General features: G+C 71.7%; 16 protein-coding genes and 1 riboswitch. Of the genes, 10 read left to right on the plus strand and 6 right to left on the minus strand.

Going from position 1 to position 17179, the window contains the following annotated elements:
- Positions 1-71: 71 nt before the first annotated feature.
- On the minus strand, positions 72-1292 hold the full coding sequence (locus AB0D94_RS10000) for an FAD-dependent oxidoreductase (RefSeq protein ID WP_362048404.1): 1221 nt from the start codon (positions 1290-1292) through the stop codon (positions 72-74).
- Between the two features lie 143 nt (positions 1293-1435).
- Between AB0D94_RS10000 and AB0D94_RS10005 the strand changes: the two genes are divergently transcribed.
- The 8 genes from AB0D94_RS10005 to AB0D94_RS10040 all read left to right on the plus strand — a co-directional run bounded on the left by AB0D94_RS10005 (position 1436) and on the right by AB0D94_RS10040 (position 9532).
- Positions 1436-2014: an IS607 family transposase gene (locus tag AB0D94_RS10005; RefSeq protein ID WP_362048407.1), complete on the plus strand. Its 579-nt coding sequence runs from the start codon at positions 1436-1438 to the stop codon at positions 2012-2014.
- Positions 1962-3653, plus strand: a complete 1692-nt coding sequence (locus AB0D94_RS10010) for an IS200/IS605 family accessory protein TnpB-related protein (protein ID WP_362048410.1) — start codon at positions 1962-1964, stop codon at positions 3651-3653. The genes AB0D94_RS10005 and AB0D94_RS10010 overlap by 53 nt, the downstream gene beginning before the upstream one ends.
- Positions 3654-3672: 19 nt before the next feature.
- Positions 3673-3785: riboswitch (TPP riboswitch) on the plus strand.
- Positions 3783-4958, plus strand: coding sequence for a glycine oxidase ThiO (thiO, locus tag AB0D94_RS10015; RefSeq protein WP_362048413.1), 1176 nt, complete (start codon positions 3783-3785; stop codon positions 4956-4958). It overlaps the preceding riboswitch by 3 nt.
- Positions 4955-5155 carry a sulfur carrier protein ThiS gene (gene thiS, locus AB0D94_RS10020; RefSeq protein ID WP_266937061.1) on the plus strand — a complete coding sequence of 67 codons (201 nt, stop codon included), beginning with the start codon at positions 4955-4957 and terminating at the stop codon, positions 5153-5155. The genes thiO and thiS overlap by 4 nt, the downstream gene beginning before the upstream one ends.
- 2 nt (positions 5156-5157) lie before the next feature.
- Complete coding sequence (locus AB0D94_RS10025; RefSeq protein ID WP_362048417.1) at positions 5158-5961, plus strand: thiazole synthase; 804 nt, start codon at positions 5158-5160, stop codon at positions 5959-5961.
- Positions 5962-6126: 165 nt separating this feature from the next.
- Complete coding sequence (gene pknB, locus AB0D94_RS10030) at positions 6127-8040, plus strand: Stk1 family PASTA domain-containing Ser/Thr kinase (RefSeq protein WP_362048420.1); 1914 nt, start codon at positions 6127-6129, stop codon at positions 8038-8040.
- A gap of 6 nt (positions 8041-8046) precedes the next feature.
- Positions 8047-8943 carry a deoxyribonuclease IV gene (locus tag AB0D94_RS10035; RefSeq protein WP_362048423.1) on the plus strand — a complete coding sequence of 299 codons (897 nt, stop codon included), beginning with the start codon at positions 8047-8049 and terminating at the stop codon, positions 8941-8943.
- 79 nt (positions 8944-9022) lie between these two features.
- Positions 9023-9532: a DUF4396 domain-containing protein gene (locus AB0D94_RS10040; protein ID WP_362048426.1), complete on the plus strand. Its 510-nt coding sequence runs from the start codon at positions 9023-9025 to the stop codon at positions 9530-9532.
- A 19-nt stretch (positions 9533-9551) separates the two neighbouring features.
- Here the strand turns inward: AB0D94_RS10040 and AB0D94_RS10045 are convergent, their stop codons facing one another.
- Positions 9552-10184: a sulfite oxidase-like oxidoreductase gene (locus AB0D94_RS10045; RefSeq protein ID WP_362048429.1), complete on the minus strand. Its 633-nt coding sequence runs from the start codon at positions 10182-10184 to the stop codon at positions 9552-9554.
- 173 nt (positions 10185-10357) lie between these two features.
- Between AB0D94_RS10045 and bfr the strand changes: the two genes are divergently transcribed.
- Positions 10358-10834, plus strand: a complete 477-nt coding sequence (gene bfr / locus AB0D94_RS10050) for a bacterioferritin (protein WP_069919949.1) — start codon at positions 10358-10360, stop codon at positions 10832-10834.
- Between the two features lie 17 nt (positions 10835-10851).
- On the opposite strand, the gene AB0D94_RS10055 is transcribed toward bfr, so the two are convergent.
- Both AB0D94_RS10055 and AB0D94_RS10060 read right to left on the minus strand, forming a co-directional pair.
- On the minus strand, positions 10852-11109 hold the full coding sequence (locus AB0D94_RS10055) for a (2Fe-2S)-binding protein (protein WP_362048623.1): 258 nt from the start codon (positions 11107-11109) through the stop codon (positions 10852-10854).
- Positions 11110-11284: 175 nt separating this feature from the next.
- A complete protein-coding gene (locus AB0D94_RS10060; RefSeq protein WP_362048434.1) occupies positions 11285-12640 on the minus strand; it encodes a class II 3-deoxy-7-phosphoheptulonate synthase in 1356 nt (451 codons plus the stop codon).
- 325 nt (positions 12641-12965) lie between these two features.
- Between AB0D94_RS10060 and AB0D94_RS10065 the strand changes: the two genes are divergently transcribed.
- The gene (locus AB0D94_RS10065) at positions 12966-14975 is read left to right on the plus strand and encodes a chorismate-binding protein (RefSeq protein ID WP_362048437.1); all 2010 of its coding nucleotides are present in this window, start codon (positions 12966-12968) and stop codon (positions 14973-14975) included.
- A gap of 49 nt (positions 14976-15024) precedes the next feature.
- Here the strand turns inward: AB0D94_RS10065 and AB0D94_RS10070 are convergent, their stop codons facing one another.
- Positions 15025-16017, minus strand: coding sequence for a 2-hydroxyacid dehydrogenase (locus tag AB0D94_RS10070; RefSeq protein WP_362048440.1), 993 nt, complete (start codon positions 16015-16017; stop codon positions 15025-15027).
- A 71-nt stretch (positions 16018-16088) separates the two neighbouring features.
- Positions 16089-17117 carry a 6-phosphofructokinase gene (locus AB0D94_RS10075; protein WP_362048626.1) on the minus strand — a complete coding sequence of 343 codons (1029 nt, stop codon included), beginning with the start codon at positions 17115-17117 and terminating at the stop codon, positions 16089-16091.
- Between the last annotated feature and the right edge of the window lie 62 nt (positions 17118-17179).

The following is a 17179-nucleotide window of genomic DNA, read 5'->3' on the forward strand; positions in this document are numbered from 1 at the left end:
CGCCGGAGCGGCGCCCCGCAGCCCGCTCCTCGATCGCCGGCGAGGCCGGAAACACGCGGCCCAGCCGGCCGTCAGACCGCTGCCGATTTGAGCGGGATCCCGGGGTCGGAGACCTTGGCGGGGTCCACGGGGACGCCCGCCTCGATCAGCTTGCGGCCCTGGGCCAGGTCACGGGGGCGGCCCACGGCCAGCACCGCGACCAGCGCGCCCTCGCGCAGCCAGCACACCGACCAGGTGGGCGCGGCCGGATCACCCCGCCAGAGCAGCGTGTCCGCGCCGCCGTGGTGTCCGGCGTACTGCACGAAGCGCCCGAACTGCTCGGACCAGAAGTACGGCACCGGGTCATAGACCTGGACCGCCTCCCCCGCCAGGATGTTCGCCGCGACCGTACGCGGCCCCTGGAGCGCGTTGTCCCAGTGGTGCACGAGCAGCCGCTTGCCGTAGCGGGCCGACGGGAAGGAGGCGCAGTCGCCGACGGCGTACACCCCGGGCAGCGAGGTGCGCAGGTACGCGTCCGCGGTGACGGAGCCGTCGGGGCCGAGCGATACGCCGGTCCCGGCCAGCCATCCGGTGGCCGGGCGGGCTCCGATGCCGACCACCACCGCGCCGGCCGGCAGCGCCCGGCCGTCCGCGAGCAGCACCCGGCCCTCCTCGATCCCGGCGACCTCCGCACCGGTGATCAGCTCGGCGCCGGCCTCCGCGTACCAGCGGCCCATCGGCTCGGCGACCTCCGCGGGCAGCGCCCCCGCCAGGACCCGGTCCGCGGCCTCGACCACGGTCACCTCGCAGCCCGCCTCCCGGGCCGCGGTGGCGAACTCGGCGCCGATCCAGCCCGCTCCGACGACCACCGCGCGGGGCGCCGTCGCCAGCACCGGCCGCAGCCGGGCCGCGTCGTCGAGCGTGCGCAGCAGGTGGACGCCGGGGACGCCCTCGGTCCCGGGCAGGGTCATGGGCTGCGCGCCGGTCGCCAGGACGAGGACCCCGTACGGGACCGGTCCCGCCTCGGTGTCCAGCTCGCGCTCGGCGGCCCGCAGCCCGGTGACCTCCGTCCCGAGCCTGAGCTCGATGCCGAGCCCCTCGAAGTCCACGTCGAAGGCGGAGCCCTCGGCCTTGCCCAGCAGGACCGCCTTGGAGAGCGGGGGCCGGTCGTAGGGCTGGTGGGGCTCGGCTCCCAGCAGGGTCACGGGGCCCTCGAACCCCTGCTCCCGCAGGGCGACGGCCGTCTGCACCCCGGCCATTCCGGCGCCGGCGATCACGACACCGTTCTGAGTCTGTTCCGTCTGCTCGTTCACGCGGCCACCCTAATCATCTGACGAACCGTCAGGAATAGGTGCCGCCTTACCCGCCGTCCGCGGCGGGGTTAGTAGCTGTTGTGCACTCAGGTCACTCTTGTGAGTGATAGTACGTTTGGGTGAGTGTGGTTACGGTCGTGGGTGTGAACCTAAAGGAGTGGGCGAAGGCGCAGGGTGTGCATCCGCAGACCGCGTATCGCTGGTTTCGTGAAGGCACTTTGCCGGTACCGGCTCAGCGGGTCGGGCCCCGCACGATCCTGGTGAATGTGGAGGCGCATGCCGCACCTGAGGTGGTGGGTGGTGTCGGCTTGTATGCCCGGGTGTCGTCTCATGGCCAGAAGGCGGATCTTGAGCGTCAGGTGACGCGTCTTTCACAGTGGGCGGCGAAGGCCGGTCACCGGGTGGTCCGGATCGAGTCGGAGACTGGTTCGGGTGTGAACGGTTCCCGGTCGAAGGCGCGTCGTCTGCTGGCCGACCCTGATGTGACCTGTGTGGTGGTGGAGCACAAGGACCGCCTCGGGCGGATGAATCTGGAACTGGTCGAAGCCGCCCTGTCCGCGCACGGACGCCGTCTCGTCGTGCTGGATGACGGCGAGGTCGATGACGACCTGGTCCGGGACATGATGGACGTGCTCACTTCGTTCTGTGCTCGCCTGCACGGACGCCGCGGTGCGCAGAACCGGGCTGCCAAGGCCCTGGAAGCGGCGGCGCAAGGTGGCTGAGCCGAGGAGGGGGCTCCGGACAATCGCCACGCCGTTCGTTGCCCTCGGTCCCTCGGGGGTGTCGATACGTGACCGGCTCAAGGCTCTGACGGCGGAGGATGAGAGGGTGCTGCGGCTGGTCGGCGCGCACCTGGGAGCCTTGGCCGGGCGTGACCTCAAGGCCCGCTGCGCTGATGGCCTGAGGCATTCCAATGAGTCGTGGGCCGGGCGCAAGCGTGAGCTGACCCCGCTGTCGTCGTCCCGGTGGGCGGGGTCGATCACGAAGGCGACGCATGACCAGTGGTCGCTGTCCCGCCGCGCTCAGGCCACCCACCTGGCCGGGCTTGATGCGGGTATCCGCATGCTCCGCCACCGCCTGTCCCTCCCGATCGGCGGGAAGGGCACCAAACACTCCCCGGGCGGCTACCGGTCGCAGCGCGAGTGGTTTGCCAAGTCCCGCCGGCTGGCATCCCTGGAGGCCCGGCACGCAGCCGTGTCGGCTGATCGTGAGGCGGGCCGGGTACGGGTGGTGCGCGGAGGCCGGAAACTGGCGAACACCCGCCACCACCTGGATGCGGCCGGTCTCACCGAACCTGAGTGGCGGGAGAGGTGGGAGGCAGCCCGCTGGTTCCTGTCAGCCGACGGCGAGTCCGGGAAGAGGTTCGGGAACGAGACCATCCGGGTCACCCCCGAGGGAGAGGTCAGCATCAAGCTGCCCGCGCCGCTCGCCGGGTACGCCAACAGCCCGCGCGGCCGGTACACACTCACGGCACGGGTCGCCTTCCCCCACCGGGGCGAGGAGTGGCGCGACCGCACGTCTACGGACCGGGCTGTCGCCTACCGCATCCACTACGACACCGCGCGCGGCCGCTGGTACTTGGACGCCGCCTGGACACGCCCCACCATCCAGACCATCCCCCTCCCGGCGGCACGCGCGAACGGCATCGTCGGCGTGGACACGAACGCCGATCACTTCGCCGCCTGGCGACTCGATCCCCACGGAAACCCCGTTGGTAAACCGCACCGCTTCCCCTACGACCTGTCCGGGACCACCCAGCACCGGGACGCGCAGATCCGCTACGCCATCACCCGCCTCCTCCACTGGGCACAACAGTGCGGCGTCACGGCCATCGCCGTCGAAGACCTCGACTTCACCGACGAGAAGACCCGCGAGAAGCACGGCCGGAAGAAGAAGTTCCGGCAACTGATCTCCGACATCCCCACCGCCAGACTCCGTGCACGGCTCGTCTCCATGGCAGCCGAAAGGGGTCTGCCGATCGTCGCGGTCGATCCCGCGTACACCAGCATGTGGGGCGCCCAGCACTGGCAAAAACCCATGTCAGCACCCCACCGCACCACGACCCGGCACGATGCCGCGAGCATCGCGATCGGCAGACGCGCCCTCGGGCACCCGATCCGGCGACGGACGGCACCGCCCCACGACGACCGGAGCGATCGTCGCGGGCATCGGACCGTCCAGGCCGAACCGGATACCCGAGGACGTGAGGAAACCCGACCCCGTGTTCCCGGACCCCGCACACGATGCGCGCAGCCCGGACACGGAGCGAAAGCGGGCAACCAGCACGCCCAACACCGTCCGGGGCGCGCGGCTGAGAGAGACCAGTCCTGGCAACAGGACTTACTCCCGCTCAGTCTCTAGGAACGGTTAGTCTGGCCACCGTACCTATCGCGGGAGTCCGGGCGCACCGGGCTGAGAGGGAGGCTGGCCGGCCTCCGACCGTACGAACCTGATCCGGGTCATGCCGGCGAAGGGAGGGGCTGGACGCCCATGCACTCATCTCGAACGAGAAAAGGATCCGACGTCCTCGTCATCGGGGGCGGGATCATCGGCCTCGTCACGGCCTGGCGGGCGGCCCGGCGCGGGCTGCGCACCGTACTCGCCGACCCGGCCCCCGGCGGCGGCGCCGCCCAGGTCGCGGCGGGCATGCTCGCCCCCGTCACCGAGCTGCACTACGGCGAGGAGGCCCTGCTGGAACTGGGCCTGGACTCCGCCGCGCGCTATCCGGAATTCGCCGCCGAGCTCGCCGAGGCCAGTGGCGGCCTGGACATCGGCTACCGCGCCTGCGGCACCCTCGCCGTCGCCCTCGACGCCGACGACCGCCTCCACCTGCGCGAACTGCACGCCCTCCAGCGCCGCTGCGGCCTGGAGTCCGAGTGGCTCACCGGCCGCGAGTGCCGCCGCCTGGAGCCGATGCTGGCCCCGGGCGTACGCGGCGGCCTGCGCGTGGACGGCGACCACCAGGTCGACCCGCGCCGGCTCGCGGCCGCCCTGCTGGCCGCCTGCGAGCGGGCCGGCGTGGTGATCCACCGGGCTCCGGCCGAGCGGCTGCTCGTCACCGCCGACCGGGCGGCGGGCGCGGTCCTCGACGACGGTACGGAGCTGCCCGCCGACCAGGTGGTCCTGGCCGCGGGCTCCCTGAGCGGCCGGCTGGCGGGCGTACCGCCGCAGGCCCTGGCCCCCGTGCGGCCGGTCAAGGGACAGGTCCTGCGGCTGTCCGTACCGGCGGCGTACGCGCCGTTCCTGTCGCGGACCGTACGGGCCGTCGTACGCGGCAGCCACGTCTACCTCGTCCCGCGCGAGAACGGCGAGCTCGTCATCGGCGCCACCAGCGAGGAACTCGGCTGGGACACCACGGTCACCGCGGGCGGGGTCTACGAACTCCTGCGCGACGCCCACGAACTGGTACCCGGCATCACCGAACTCCCGCTCACCGAGACCCGGGCGGGACTGCGGCCCGGTTCGCCCGACAACGCCCCGCTGCTCGGCCCGACCGAGCTGCCGGGCCTGCACCTGGCCACCGGCCACTACCGCAACGGGGTGCTGCTGACCCCGCTCACCGGCGAGGTGATGGCGGAGCTGCTGACCACCGGCGAACTCCCCCGGATCGCCCGCCCCTTCACCCCCCGCCGGTTCTCCGCCGCACGTCAGGAGTCGTACGCATGACCATCTCCGTCAACGGCGAGCCGCTGGAGATCGCGGCCGGCACCACGCTCGACGCCGTGGTCGCCACCCTGACCGCCGCGCCGTCCGGCGTCGCCGCCGCGCTCAACGAGACCGTGGTCCCGCGCGGGCAGTGGCCCGCGACGCCGGTGGGCGAGGGCGACCGGGTCGAGATCCTCACCGCGGTCCAGGGAGGCTGACGATGACATCCGTGGACGACGACCTGTTCACCCTCGCCGGCCGGACCTTCTCCTCGCGCCTGATCATGGGTACGGGCGGCGCCCCGAGCCTGGACGTCCTGGAACGCGCCCTCGTCGCCTCCGGCACCGAGCTCACGACGGTGGCGATGCGGCGCCTGGACCCCACGGTCCAGGGCTCCGTCCTGTCCGTACTGGCGAAACTGGACATCACGGTCCTGCCGAACACCGCGGGCTGCTTCACGGCGGGCGAGGCCGTCCTGACCGCCCGGCTGGCACGGGAGGCGCTCGGTACGGACTGGGTCAAGCTGGAGGTCGTCGCGGACGAGCGCACCCTCCTGCCCGACGGCGTCGAGCTGCTGGACGCCGCCGAGATCCTGGTGGACGAGGGCTTCACGGTCCTCCCGTACACCAACGACGACCCCGTGCTCGCGCGGAAGCTGGAGGACGTGGGCTGCGCGGCGATCATGCCGCTGGGCTCCCCGATCGGCTCCGGGATGGGCATCCGCAACCCGCACAACTTCGAGCTGATCACGGAGCGGGCGTCCGTGCCGGTCATCCTGGACGCGGGGGCGGGCACGGCGTCCGACGCCGCGCTGGCGATGGAACTGGGCTGCGCGGCCGTGATGCTCGCCTCCGCGGTGACCCGGGCGCAGGAGCCGGTGCTGATGGCGGCGGCCATGCGGGACGCCGTGTCGGCGGGGCGCCTCGCCCACCGCGCGGGGCGCATCCCGCAGCGGCGCTTCGCCGAAGCCTCCTCTCCTGCGGAGGGCCGCGCCGCCCTCGACCCGGAACGCCCGGCGTTCTGACCTGCGGCCGGCCTCCTGGGGCTCCGCCGCGGACCCCGCGCCTCGAACGCCGGCGAGGCTGGATCCTCAGCCCCGCCGGCGGCGCCGCACCCCAGCACGTCACAGCTGAGCTGCAAGCCGACCCGGACCGGCCGGAGGCTCACCGCGCCCTCGTAGAATCGCCGGGTGGATACGACCCTGGATGACCCCCTCGTCGGGCGCGTGCTCGACAGCCGCTACCGCGTCGACGCCCGCATCGCGGCCGGCGGCATGGCCACGGTCTACCGGGCCGTCGACACCCGCCTCGACCGCGTCCTCGCGCTGAAGGTGATGCACCCGGCGCTCGCCGCGGACGCCGCCTTCGTCGACCGGTTCATCCGGGAGGCCAAGTCCGTGGCCCGGCTCGCCCACTCCAACGTGGTCGCCGTCTTCGACCAGGGCACGGACGGGCCGTACGTCTACCTCGCCATGGAGTACGTCTCCGGCTGCACCCTGCGCGACGTGCTCCGCGAGCGCGGCGCGCTCCAGCCCCGGGCCGCCCTCGACATCCTCGAACCGGTGCTCGCCGCCCTCGGCGCCGCCCACCGGGCCGGCTTCGTCCACCGCGACATGAAGCCCGAGAACGTGCTGATCGGCGACGACGGCCGGGTGAAGGTCGCCGACTTCGGGCTGGTGCGGTCCGTCGACTCCGTCACCCACACCACCGGCTCCGTGCTCGGCACCGTCTCCTACCTGGCCCCCGAGCAGATCGAGAACGGCGTCACCGACACCCGCGTGGACGTCTACGCCTGCGGCGTCGTCCTCTACGAGATGCTCACCGGCGGCAAGCCGCACACCGGCGGCAGCCCCGCCCAGGTGCTCTACCAGCACCTCAACGAGGACGTGCCGCCGCCTTCGGCCGCCGTCCCCGGGCTCCCCGCCGGCCTGGACGAGCTCGTCCTGCACGCCACCGCCCGCAACCCCGAGCTGCGTCCCTCCGACGCCGCCTCCCTGCTCGGCCTCGCCCTGGAGGCCCGGGCGCGGCTCAGCGACGCCGAGCTGGACGCGGTACCGCCGCAGGCGCGCGCCGGGGAGCGGACCGCCACGGAGGACCGCACCAGCGTGATCCCCCGGCCGGTCGCCGCGCAGCAGGAGGTGCACCACACCTCCCGCCTGGAGATGCCGGAGATGGCGCCGCCGCCCGCCCCGACCGGGCCGCGGCGCGAGCGGCGCTCCCGCCGCGGCACCTTCCTGGCGGTCGCCGGGGTCCTGCTCGCCCTCGCCCTGGGCACCGGCGTCTGGTACATCAACTCCGGCCAGTTCACCAAGGTCCCCAACCTTCTCGGCAAGACGGAGGAGCAGGCCAAGGCCCAGCTGTCCGCCGCGGGCCTCGGCGTGAAGCGGATCGACCGGAAGTTCAGCAACTCCTTCGAGCGCGGGACGGTGATGAACACCGATCCCGCGGGCGGCAAGCGCATCCGCGGCAACGGCGCGGTGACGATCACCCTCTCCCGCGGCCCCGAGGTCGTCGCCGTGCCCAACCTCAAGGGCAGGCCGCTGGAGGAGGCCACGGCCGAGCTGACGAACGCGGGGCTCGCGCCCGGCATCGTCACCCAGGCCTTCAGCCAGGACGTCGCCCAGGGCTCGGTGATCAGCACCGATCCGGCGGGCGGGGAGAAGCGGGCCCCCGACACGGCCGTCGCGCTGCTGGTCAGCAAGGGCCGCCCGATCCCCGTGCCGAGCGTGGCCGGGGCTCCCCTGGAGCAGGCGCGCGCCACCCTGGAGGGTCTCGGCCTGAAGGTGGCGACCGCCCCCGAGCAGGTCAACGCCGCCTCTCCGGCCGGTACGGTCGCGAACCAGTCGGTCGGCGCGGGCACCCAGGCAGCGGCCGGGGACGCCGTCACCCTGACGGTCTCCAAGGGCCCGCGCCAGCTCCCGGTGCCGAACGTGACCGGCCAGGACGTGGACGCGGCCCGCAAGGCGCTGGAGGGCGCGGGCTTCAAGGTGAAGGTCGAGCGGCCGTTCCTCTCCTTCAGCAACACCGTGGACACCCAGTCGGTGGCCGCCGGCCAGAGCGCCCCCGAGGGCAGCACGATCACCATCAAGACCAAGGGACTGTAGGCGTACGTGGAACAGCAGGAGCACGAGGCACAGCCCGCGGGGGCCGTACGCAATCCCGTGGGCGGGCACGTCCCGGTGGCCGGCGGGCTCGCCTCGGTCGGGCTGACGTACGCCCGGGAGCTGGGCGCCGAGGCCGTGCAGGTCTTCGTCGCCAATCCGCGCGGCTGGGCCACCCCGGTCGGCAACCCGGCGCAGGACGAGCGGTTCCGGGAGGAGTGCGCGGCCGAGTCGGTCCCGGCGTACGTGCACGCGCCGTACCTGATCAACTTCGGCTCGCACACCGAGGCGACGGTGGAGAAGTCGGTGGAGTCCCTGCGCCACTCGCTGCGCCGCGGCCGGGAGATCGGCGCGCTCGGGGTGGTCGTGCACACCGGCTCGGCGACCGGAGGCCGCCCGCGCGAGGCGGCGTACGCGCAGGTCAGGGAGTACATGCTGCCGCTGCTGGACGAGCTGACGCACGAGGACGACCCCTTCCTGCTGCTGGAGTCCACGGCCGGGCAGGGTTCCTCGCTGTGCTCGCGGACCTGGGACTTCGGCCCGTACTTCGAGGCGCTCGACCACCACCCCAAGCTGGGCATCTGCCTGGACACGTGCCACATCTTCGCGGCCGGGCACGACCTGGCCGAGCCGGGCGGGGCGAAGCAGACGCTGGACCTGCTGGTGGACACGGTGGGCGAGGGCCGGCTGAAGCTGGTCCACGCGAACGACTCCAAGGAGGGGGTCGGCGCGCACAAGGACCGGCACGAGAACATCGGGCGGGGCCACATCGGCCGGGACGCGTTCGCCGAGCTGTTCACGCACCCGGCGATGGAGGGCGTACCGCTGATCATCGAGACGCCGGGCGGGAAGGAAGGGCACGCGGCGGACATCGCGCTGCTGAAGGAGCTGCGCGAGTTCCACTGACCCCGCGAGGAATACCCCTGGGGGGTATTCGGTTCTGCTATCCGCAGGGCCGTTTGTCCGACGTTCCCAGGGGGCTCCCATGGACCACGCGCACGAGCACGGGCACCACGCACACGAGCAGCACGCCCACCACCACCCGCACCACGGCGGCAAGGTCACCTGGGCCGAGGCGGCCAGGGCCACGCTGCACTGCCTCACCGGATGCGCCATCGGCGAGGTCCTGGGCATGGTCATCGGTACCGCGCTGGGCTGGGGAAACGTCCCGACGATGGCCCTGGCGATCGTCCTGGCGTTCTTCTTCGGCTACGCGTTCACCCTGCGCGGGGTCCTGAAGGCCGGCGTGGACTTCCGTAGCGCCGTCCGGGTGGCGCTGGCCGCCGACACCCTGTCCATCACCGTCATGGAACTGATCGACAACGGCGTGATCGCGCTCTGGCCGGGCGCCATGGACGCGCACCTGTCGGCGCCGCTGTTCTGGATCGTGCTGGCGATCGCGCTGGCGGCGGCCTTCGTGATCACCGTCCCGGTCAACAAGTGGATGATCGGCCGCGGCAAGGGTCACGCGGTGGTCCACCAGTACCACCAGTAGGTCCGGGGGGAGGCACTCCCTAGAGCTCGGGGCCTTCCCCGGGCTCCTCCTGGTAGGAGTAGCGCTGCTCCCGCCAGGGGTCGCCGATGTTGTGGTAGCCGCGCTCCTCCCAGAAGCCACGGCGGTCGGCGGTCATGTACTCGACGCCGCGGACCCACTTGGGCCCCTTCCAGGCGTACAGGTGCGGGACCACGAGCCGCAGCGGGAACCCGTGCTCGGCGGTGAGCAGTTCACCGCCCTGATGGGTGGCGAAGACGGTGCGCTCGGAGGCGAAATCGGCCAGCCGCATGTTGGAGCTGAAGCCGTACTCGGCCCACACCATCACGTGCGTGACCTGGGGCGCCGGCGGCGCGAGGGCGAGGACGGTACGGGCGAGCACACCGCCCCATTCGGCGCCCGGCATGCTGAACTTCGTCACGCAGTGCAGGTCCGCCACGACCGAGTCGAAGGGCAGGGCCCCGAACTCCTCGTGGTTCCAGCAGTGCTTCTCGCCGTCGGCCGTCGCGCCGAAGACGCGGAACTCCCAGCGGTCCGGCTTGAACTTGGGTACGGGCCCGTAATGGGTGACGGGCCAGCCTCGCTGCAACCGCTGTCCCGGGGGAAGCTCCAGCTGCTCTGCTCCCGGAGATTCCCGGCTTTCCGGCTGACCCATGACTCCATGGTGACAGACTGGGCAGGGTGGTCATGACCAGGTCTGAGCCGATTCGGGCAAGTCACGGTAACTCCCACTAAGGAGGCACTTACTGGACGGCCTCCAGCGGCGGTGCAAGGATGCGCGCAACTGCCCCGTCACTTAGCTGACATTGCCTGGAAGGAGCCTCTGCGATGCAGGGCGACCCCGAGGTCCTTGAGTTTCTGAACGAGCAGCTGACCGGTGAGCTGACGGCCATCAACCAGTACTGGCTGCACTACCGCATCCAGGACAACAAGGGCTGGACCAAGCTCGCCAAGTACACGCGTGAAGAGTCCATCGATGAGATGAAGCACGCGGACAAGATCACCGAGCGCATCCTGATGCTCGACGGGCTGCCGAACTACCAGCGCCTCTTCCACGTGCGGGTCGGGCAGACCATCACGGAGATGTTCCAGGCGGACCGCCAGGTGGAGGTCGAGGCGATCGACCGGCTCAAGCGGGGCATCGAGGTCATGCGCGGCAAGGGTGACATCACCTCCGCGCGGCTCTTCGAGGAGATCCTCGCGGACGAGGAGCACCACATCGACTACCTCGACACCCAGCTGGAGCTCATCGAGTCCCTGGGTGAGCCGCTGTACATCGCGCAGCTGATCGAGCAGCCCAGCTGACGAGGGGTTTCGGTGGCCTAAGCCGCTTCGGCGAGCTCGGGCGAGGGAGCGGGCGCCACGTCGGCGGCGAGTACGGCCGCCGCGTTGCCCTTCTCCAGCAGTTCCCGGCGGGGGCACGCACCACGGCCGAGTATCCCCTGGATGGTGCGCACGCAGGAGCCGCAGTCGGTTCCGGCCTTGGTCGCCGAGGCGATCTGGCGGGGAGTGCAGGCCCCGGCGGCCGCGTGGTCCTTGACCTGCTTGTCGGTGATCCCGAAACACGAGCAGACGTACACGCGGTTCACCTCCCTGGCAGGAATGGTTCGGCGAGCCATCCCCTATTCGGTGAGGCTTACCTAACCGTACCCAAACTTAGGCAACCCTAAAAGCCCCGGGTACGACGATGGGGCGCGGATCACATCGATCCGCGCCCCATCCCCGTAGGAACGTACTGAAGGTCCTGCCCGGTCCTTACTGGTCCCGGTACATCTCCGCGACCAGGAACGCCAGGTCCAGGGACTGGCTGCGGTTGAGACGCGGGTCGCAGGCCGTCTCGTAGCGCTGGTGCAGGTCGTCGACGAAGATCTCGTCGCCGCCGCCCACGCACTCGGTGACGTCGTCACCGGTGAGCTCGACGTGGATGCCGCCCGGGTGGGTGCCCAGCGCCTTGTGGACCTCGAAGAAGCCCTTGACCTCGTCGAGCACGTCGTCGAAACGGCGCGTCTTGTGGCCGGAGGCCGCCTCGAAGGTGTTGCCGTGCATCGGGTCGGTGACCCAGGCCACGGTGGCGCCGGAGGCGGTGACCTTCTCGACCAGCTCGGGGAGCTTGTCGCGGACCTTGTCGGCGCCCATGCGGACGACGAAGGTCAGCCGGCCCGGCTCGCGCTCGGGGTCGAGGCGGTCGATGTACGTCAGCGCCTCGTCCACCGTGGTGGTCGGGCCGAGCTTGATGCCGATCGGGTTGGCGATCTGCGAGCAGAACTCGATGTGCGCGTGGTCCAGCTGGCGGGTGCGCTCACCGATCCAGACCATGTGGCCGGAGGTGTCGTACAGCTTGCCGGTCCGCGAGTCGGTGCGGGTCAGCGCGCCCTCGTAGTCGAGCAGCAGCGCCTCGTGGGAGGCGTAGAACTCGACGGCCTTGAACTCGGCCGGGTCGGTGCCGCAGGCCTTCATGAAGTTCAGCGCGTTGTCGATCTCGCGGGCCAGCTGCTCGTAGCGCTGACCGGACGGGGACGACTTCACGAAGTCCTGGTTCCAGGCGTGCACCTGGCGCAGGTCGGCGTAACCACCGGTGGTGAAGGCACGCACCAGGTTGAGGGTGGAGGCGGAGGCGTTGTACATCCGCTTCAGCCGCTCGGGGTCCGGGATCCGCGCCTCTTCGGTGAAGGCGAAGCCGTTGACGGAGTCGCCGCGGTAGGTCGGCAGCGTCACGCCGTCGCGGGTCTCGGTGTCCTTGGAGCGCGGCTTGGAGTACTGGCCGGCGATGCGGCCGACCTTCACGACGGGCACGGAGGCCGCGTACGTGAGGACGGCACTCATCTGGAGCAGCGTCTTCAGCTTGGCTCGGATGTGCTCGGCGGACACCCCGTCGAAGGCCTCGGCGCAGTCGCCACCCTGAAGGAGGAACGCCTCGCCCTTGGCGACGGCTCCCAGACGGGCGCGCAGCTGGTCGCACTCACCCGCGAAAACGAGCGGAGGATACGACTCGAGGTCCGCGACGACAGCGCGCAGGGCCTCGGCATCGGGGTACGAAGGCTGCTGCGCCGCGGGAAGGTCTCGCCAGGTCGCCTTGGCGGCGGGGGCTTGGGTTTCAGCGTTCACGGTCACCTGTTACACATTACGGCGTCGCACGGCCTGTCCAGCCGTGCGCCCACTACGTGAGACAGAAATCTCCCGAACCGGACCCCAGTGGCCGGAATTGGTGATTCCGGACGTGCCGCGGAGCGGATCCTTCGCCTCCACGGCGGGCGTGGGCTAGGGTCCCTCCCATGTACGCGCACGCGAACCTGAACTGGTGGTGGCCCGCTCCCGGCGGCCCACTCCTCGCGCGTACCTAGAGACACGACCGACGCGAAGGCCGCCCTGAGGGGCGGCCTTCCGCGTTCGCGCACGGACCCGGGCCCGCTCCTCCCACCGGAAGGAAGCCAGCCCCATGTCCACGCCCCAGCCCACGCCGCCGCCCGCGCCCACGGCCTCGCTGCTCAGCCGGCTCCTCGACGACTCGTGCCCGCCGTTCGCCCTGCTCCGGCGCCGCACCCCCGGCCGCGACCACGACACCGTCGAGCTGCTCCTCGGCGCCGTCCACGAGGCCGAGCGCCTCGCCGACCTGCCCGTCGGCCCGCTGCCCACCCTCGCCCTCGTCCCCTTCCGGCAGATCCGGGAGCGCGGGTTCGACGTACACGACGACGGCACCCCGCTGAGCGTGCTCGTCGCCGAGGAGACGTACGAGCTCCCGCTCGCCGAGGCGCTGGCCGCGCTGCCCGCGCACGAGGTCCGGGTCGAGGAGGGCGGCTTCGACGTCCCCGACACCGCGTACGCGGCCATCGTCGAGCGCGTCATCCGGGACGAGATCGGCCGCGGGGAAGGCGCGAACTTCGTGATCCGGCGGACCTACGAGGGCCGGATCGACGGCTTCGGCCGCGCCGACGCCCTCGCCCTGTTCCGGCGGCTGCTGCTGGGCGAGCGGGGCGCGTACTGGACGTACGTGGTCCACACCGGCGAGCGGACCCTGGTCGGGGCCAGCCCCGAGGTGCACGTGCGGATGTCCGGCGGGAGGGGCGAGCGCGAAGCGCTCTCGGTTGAGGGCGGTGGCGGGAGACGGGCGGGCGGCACGGTCGTGATGAACCCGATCAGCGGCACGTACCGCTATCCCGCCACCGGCCCGACGGCCGAGTCGCTCCTCGCCTTCCTCGGCGACCGCAAGGAGACCGAGGAGCTGTCGATGGTGGTCGACGAGGAACTCAAGATGATGTGCACCGTCGGCGACCGGGGCGGGGTCGTCGTCGGACCCCGGCTGAAGGAGATGTCCCATCTCGCGCACACCGAGTACGAACTGCGCGGCCGCTCCTCGCTGGACGTGCGCGAGGTGCTGCGCGAGACGATGTTCGCGGCGACGGTCACCGGCTCCCCCGTGCAGAACGCCTGCCGGGTGATCGAACGGTACGAGCCCCTCGGGCGGGACGGGGCGGGCCGCGGCTACTACGCGGGCGCGCTGGCCCTGCTCGGCCTGGACGCCGCCGGGGCGCAGACGCTGGACTCCCCCATCCTGATCCGCACCGCCGACATCTCCCGGGACGGCGTACTGCGGGTGCCGGTGGGCGCCACCCTCGTACGGCACTCCGATCCGGCGGGCGAGGTGGCCGAGACCCACGCGAAGGCCGCCGGGGTACTGGCGGCCCTCGGCGTACGGCCGGCCGCGCCCCGCCCGGCCTTCGCGGGGGCCCGGCTGGCGGACGACCCCCGGGTGCGGGCCGCGCTGGAGGCCCGGCGGGCGGACCTGGCCCCGTTCTGGCTCCGGATGCAGGAGCGGCCCGCCGCGCCGGGCGGCCACGCGCTGGTGGTGGACGGCGAGGACACCTTCACGGCGATGCTGGCCCACGTCTTGAAGGTGGGGGGTTCGCGGGCGCCCGGGCTGGAGGTGACCGTACGCCGCTACGACGACCCCGGGCTGCGGGCGGCGGCCCTGGCCTGGGAGGGCCCGGTCGTCCTGGGCCCGGGCCCGGGGAACCCGGCGGATGCCTCGGACCCCAAGATGCGGCTGCTGCGAGGGCTGGCGGCGGAGCTGCTGGCGGGCCACCGCCACGGCCTGGTCGGGATCTGCCTGGGGCACGAGCTGCTGGCGGCCGAGCTGGGCCTCCCGCTGATCCGCAAGGCGGAGCCGGCGCAGGGCGCGCAGACCCGCATCGACCTGTTCGGGGCCGAGGAGGTGGTCGGCTTCTACAACACGTACACCGCGCGCTGCGACGCCGCCGCGGCCGCCCTGCTCGCCGCCGAGGGGGTGGAGGTGTCCCGGGATCCGTCCACGGGCGAGGTCCACGCACTGCGGTCGGCCGCGGCGGGTTTCGCGGGGGTGCAGTTCCACCCCGAGTCGGTGCTGACCCTGCGGGGCGCGGAGCTGCTGGGTGAACTGCTGGCCGGTGTGAGGGCGGGCGCCCCCGCATAGCCGCCGGGCCACTGCGCGGGGTCCGGGGCGGAGCCCCGGCAACGGCGCGTCAGCCGGGAACCAGGGTGTTCTCGGAGCGGCGGCCGGCCAGGTAGTCGGCCACGTTGGCGACGGTGGTGTCGATGATCTGGCCCACCGCGTCACTCGTGTAGTACGCCTGGTGCGAGGTCACCACCACGTGCGGGAAGGTGACGAGCCGGGCCAGGGTGTCGTCCTCGACGGCCTCCAGGGACTTGTCCAGGAAGAAGACCCCCGCCTCGGCCTCGTACACGTCGAGGCCGACCCCGGCGAACCGGCCCGCCCGCAACTCCGTGACCAGCGCGTCGGTGTCGATCAGCCCGCCGCGGCTGGAGTTCACCAGGATCGCGTCGTCCCGCATCAGCCGCAGGGCCGCCGCGTCCACGAGGTGGTGGGTGGACTCCAGCAGCGGGACGTGCAGGCTGACCAGGTCCGAGGAGGCGAACAGCTCCTCCTTGTCCACGTACTTCATGCCGAGTTCCACGCACGCCGGGTTCTGCGCCACGTCCCAGCCCAGCAGGTTCATGCCGAAGCCGTGCGCGATCCGGGTGAAGGCCTCGCCGATCTTGCCGGTCCCGAGGACGCCCACCGTGCGGCCGCGCATGTCCCGGCCCATCAGCCCGTTGAGGCGGAAGTCGAAGTCCCGCGTCCGGATCGAGGCCCGGACGATGCGCCGGTTCACGGCCATCGCCAGCGTCCACGCGAACTCGGCCACCGAGTAGGGCGAGTAGTACGAGACCCGGCTGACGGTCATGCCGAGCTGCCGGGCCACGTCCAGGTCGATGTTGTTGAAGCCGGTGGAGCGCTGGGCGATCAGCTTCGTCCCGCCGGCCGCCAGGGTGCGCAGCACCCGGCCGTTCAGGTCCGCGTTGACGCTGGAGGAGACGATCTCGTACCCGGCGGCGATGGGTGCGGTGTCCTCGCTGAGGAAGACGTCCAGGCAGCGGATCTCGTGCTGCCCCGCGAAAGCCCGTTCCAGCAGCGGCTTCTCGTCGGCGGTCACACCGAAGGCAAGGATCTCCATGCGTGCTCCCGTACGTCGGACCATGGGTCGTTCGTCACGATACGACCCATGGTCCGGCGAAGCCCGGCGGCTCAGCCGAAGAAGACCCCGACCTCCTGGTACAGCGCCGGGTCCACCGTCTTCAGCTTCGCCGTGGCCTCGGCGATCGGCACGCGCACGATGTCCGTCCCCTGGAGCGCGACCATCTTGCCGAAGTCGCCGTCGCGCACCGCGTCGATGGCGTGCAGCCCGAACCGGGTGGCCAGCCAGCGGTCGAAGGCGCTCGGGGTGCCGCCCCGCTGGATGTGCCCGAGCACGGTGGTGCGGGCCTCCTTGCCGGTGCGCGCCTCGATCTCCTTGGCCAGCCACTCGCCCACGCCGGACAGCCGGACGTGGCCGAAGGAGTCGGTGGTGGCGTCCTTCAGCACCAGCTCGCCGTCCTTGGGCATCGCCCCCTCCGCGACCACCACGATCGGCGCATAACTGGCCTTGAACCGGGAGGTGACCCAGGCGCACACCTGGTCCATGTCGAAGCGCTGCTCCGGGATGAGGATGACGTTGGCGCCGCCCGCCAGCCCCGAGTGCAGGGCGATCCAGCCGGCGTGCCGGCCCATGACCTCGACGACCAGGACCCGCATGTGCGACTCGGCCGTGGTGTGCAGCCGGTCGATGGCCTCGGTCGCGATGCCGACGGCCGTGTCGAAGCCGAAGGTGTAGTCGGTCGCGGAGAGGTCGTTGTCGATGGTCTTCGGGACGCCGACGCAGGGGATGCCGTACTCCTCGTACAGCTTGGCGGCGACCCCGAGGGTGTCCTCGCCGCCGATCGCGATGAGCGCGTCCACCTCGTACTTGGCGAGGTTCTCCTTGATGCGCCGCACCCCGTTCTCCGTCTTGAACGGGTTGGTGCGCGAGGATCCGAGGATGGTGCCGCCCCGGGGCAGGATGCCGCGGACGGCGGGGATGTCCAGCGGGACGGTGGCCCCTTCGACCAGGCCCCGCCAGCCGTCCTTGAAGCCGATGAACCCGTAGCCGTACTCCTGCTCGCCCTTGCGGACGACGCCCCTGATCACCGCGTTGAGCCCGGGGCAGTCGCCGCCGCCGGTCAGCACTCCGACCTTCATGGAATCCTCCTTTGCCATGACGGTCACGCTAGTGGTGACCCGCGTCACATCAAGCGTCATGG

Origin of the sequence: Streptomyces sp. NPDC048255 (assembly GCF_040652415.1) — a bacterium.
Lineage (GTDB): Bacteria > Actinomycetota > Actinomycetes > Streptomycetales > Streptomycetaceae > Streptomyces.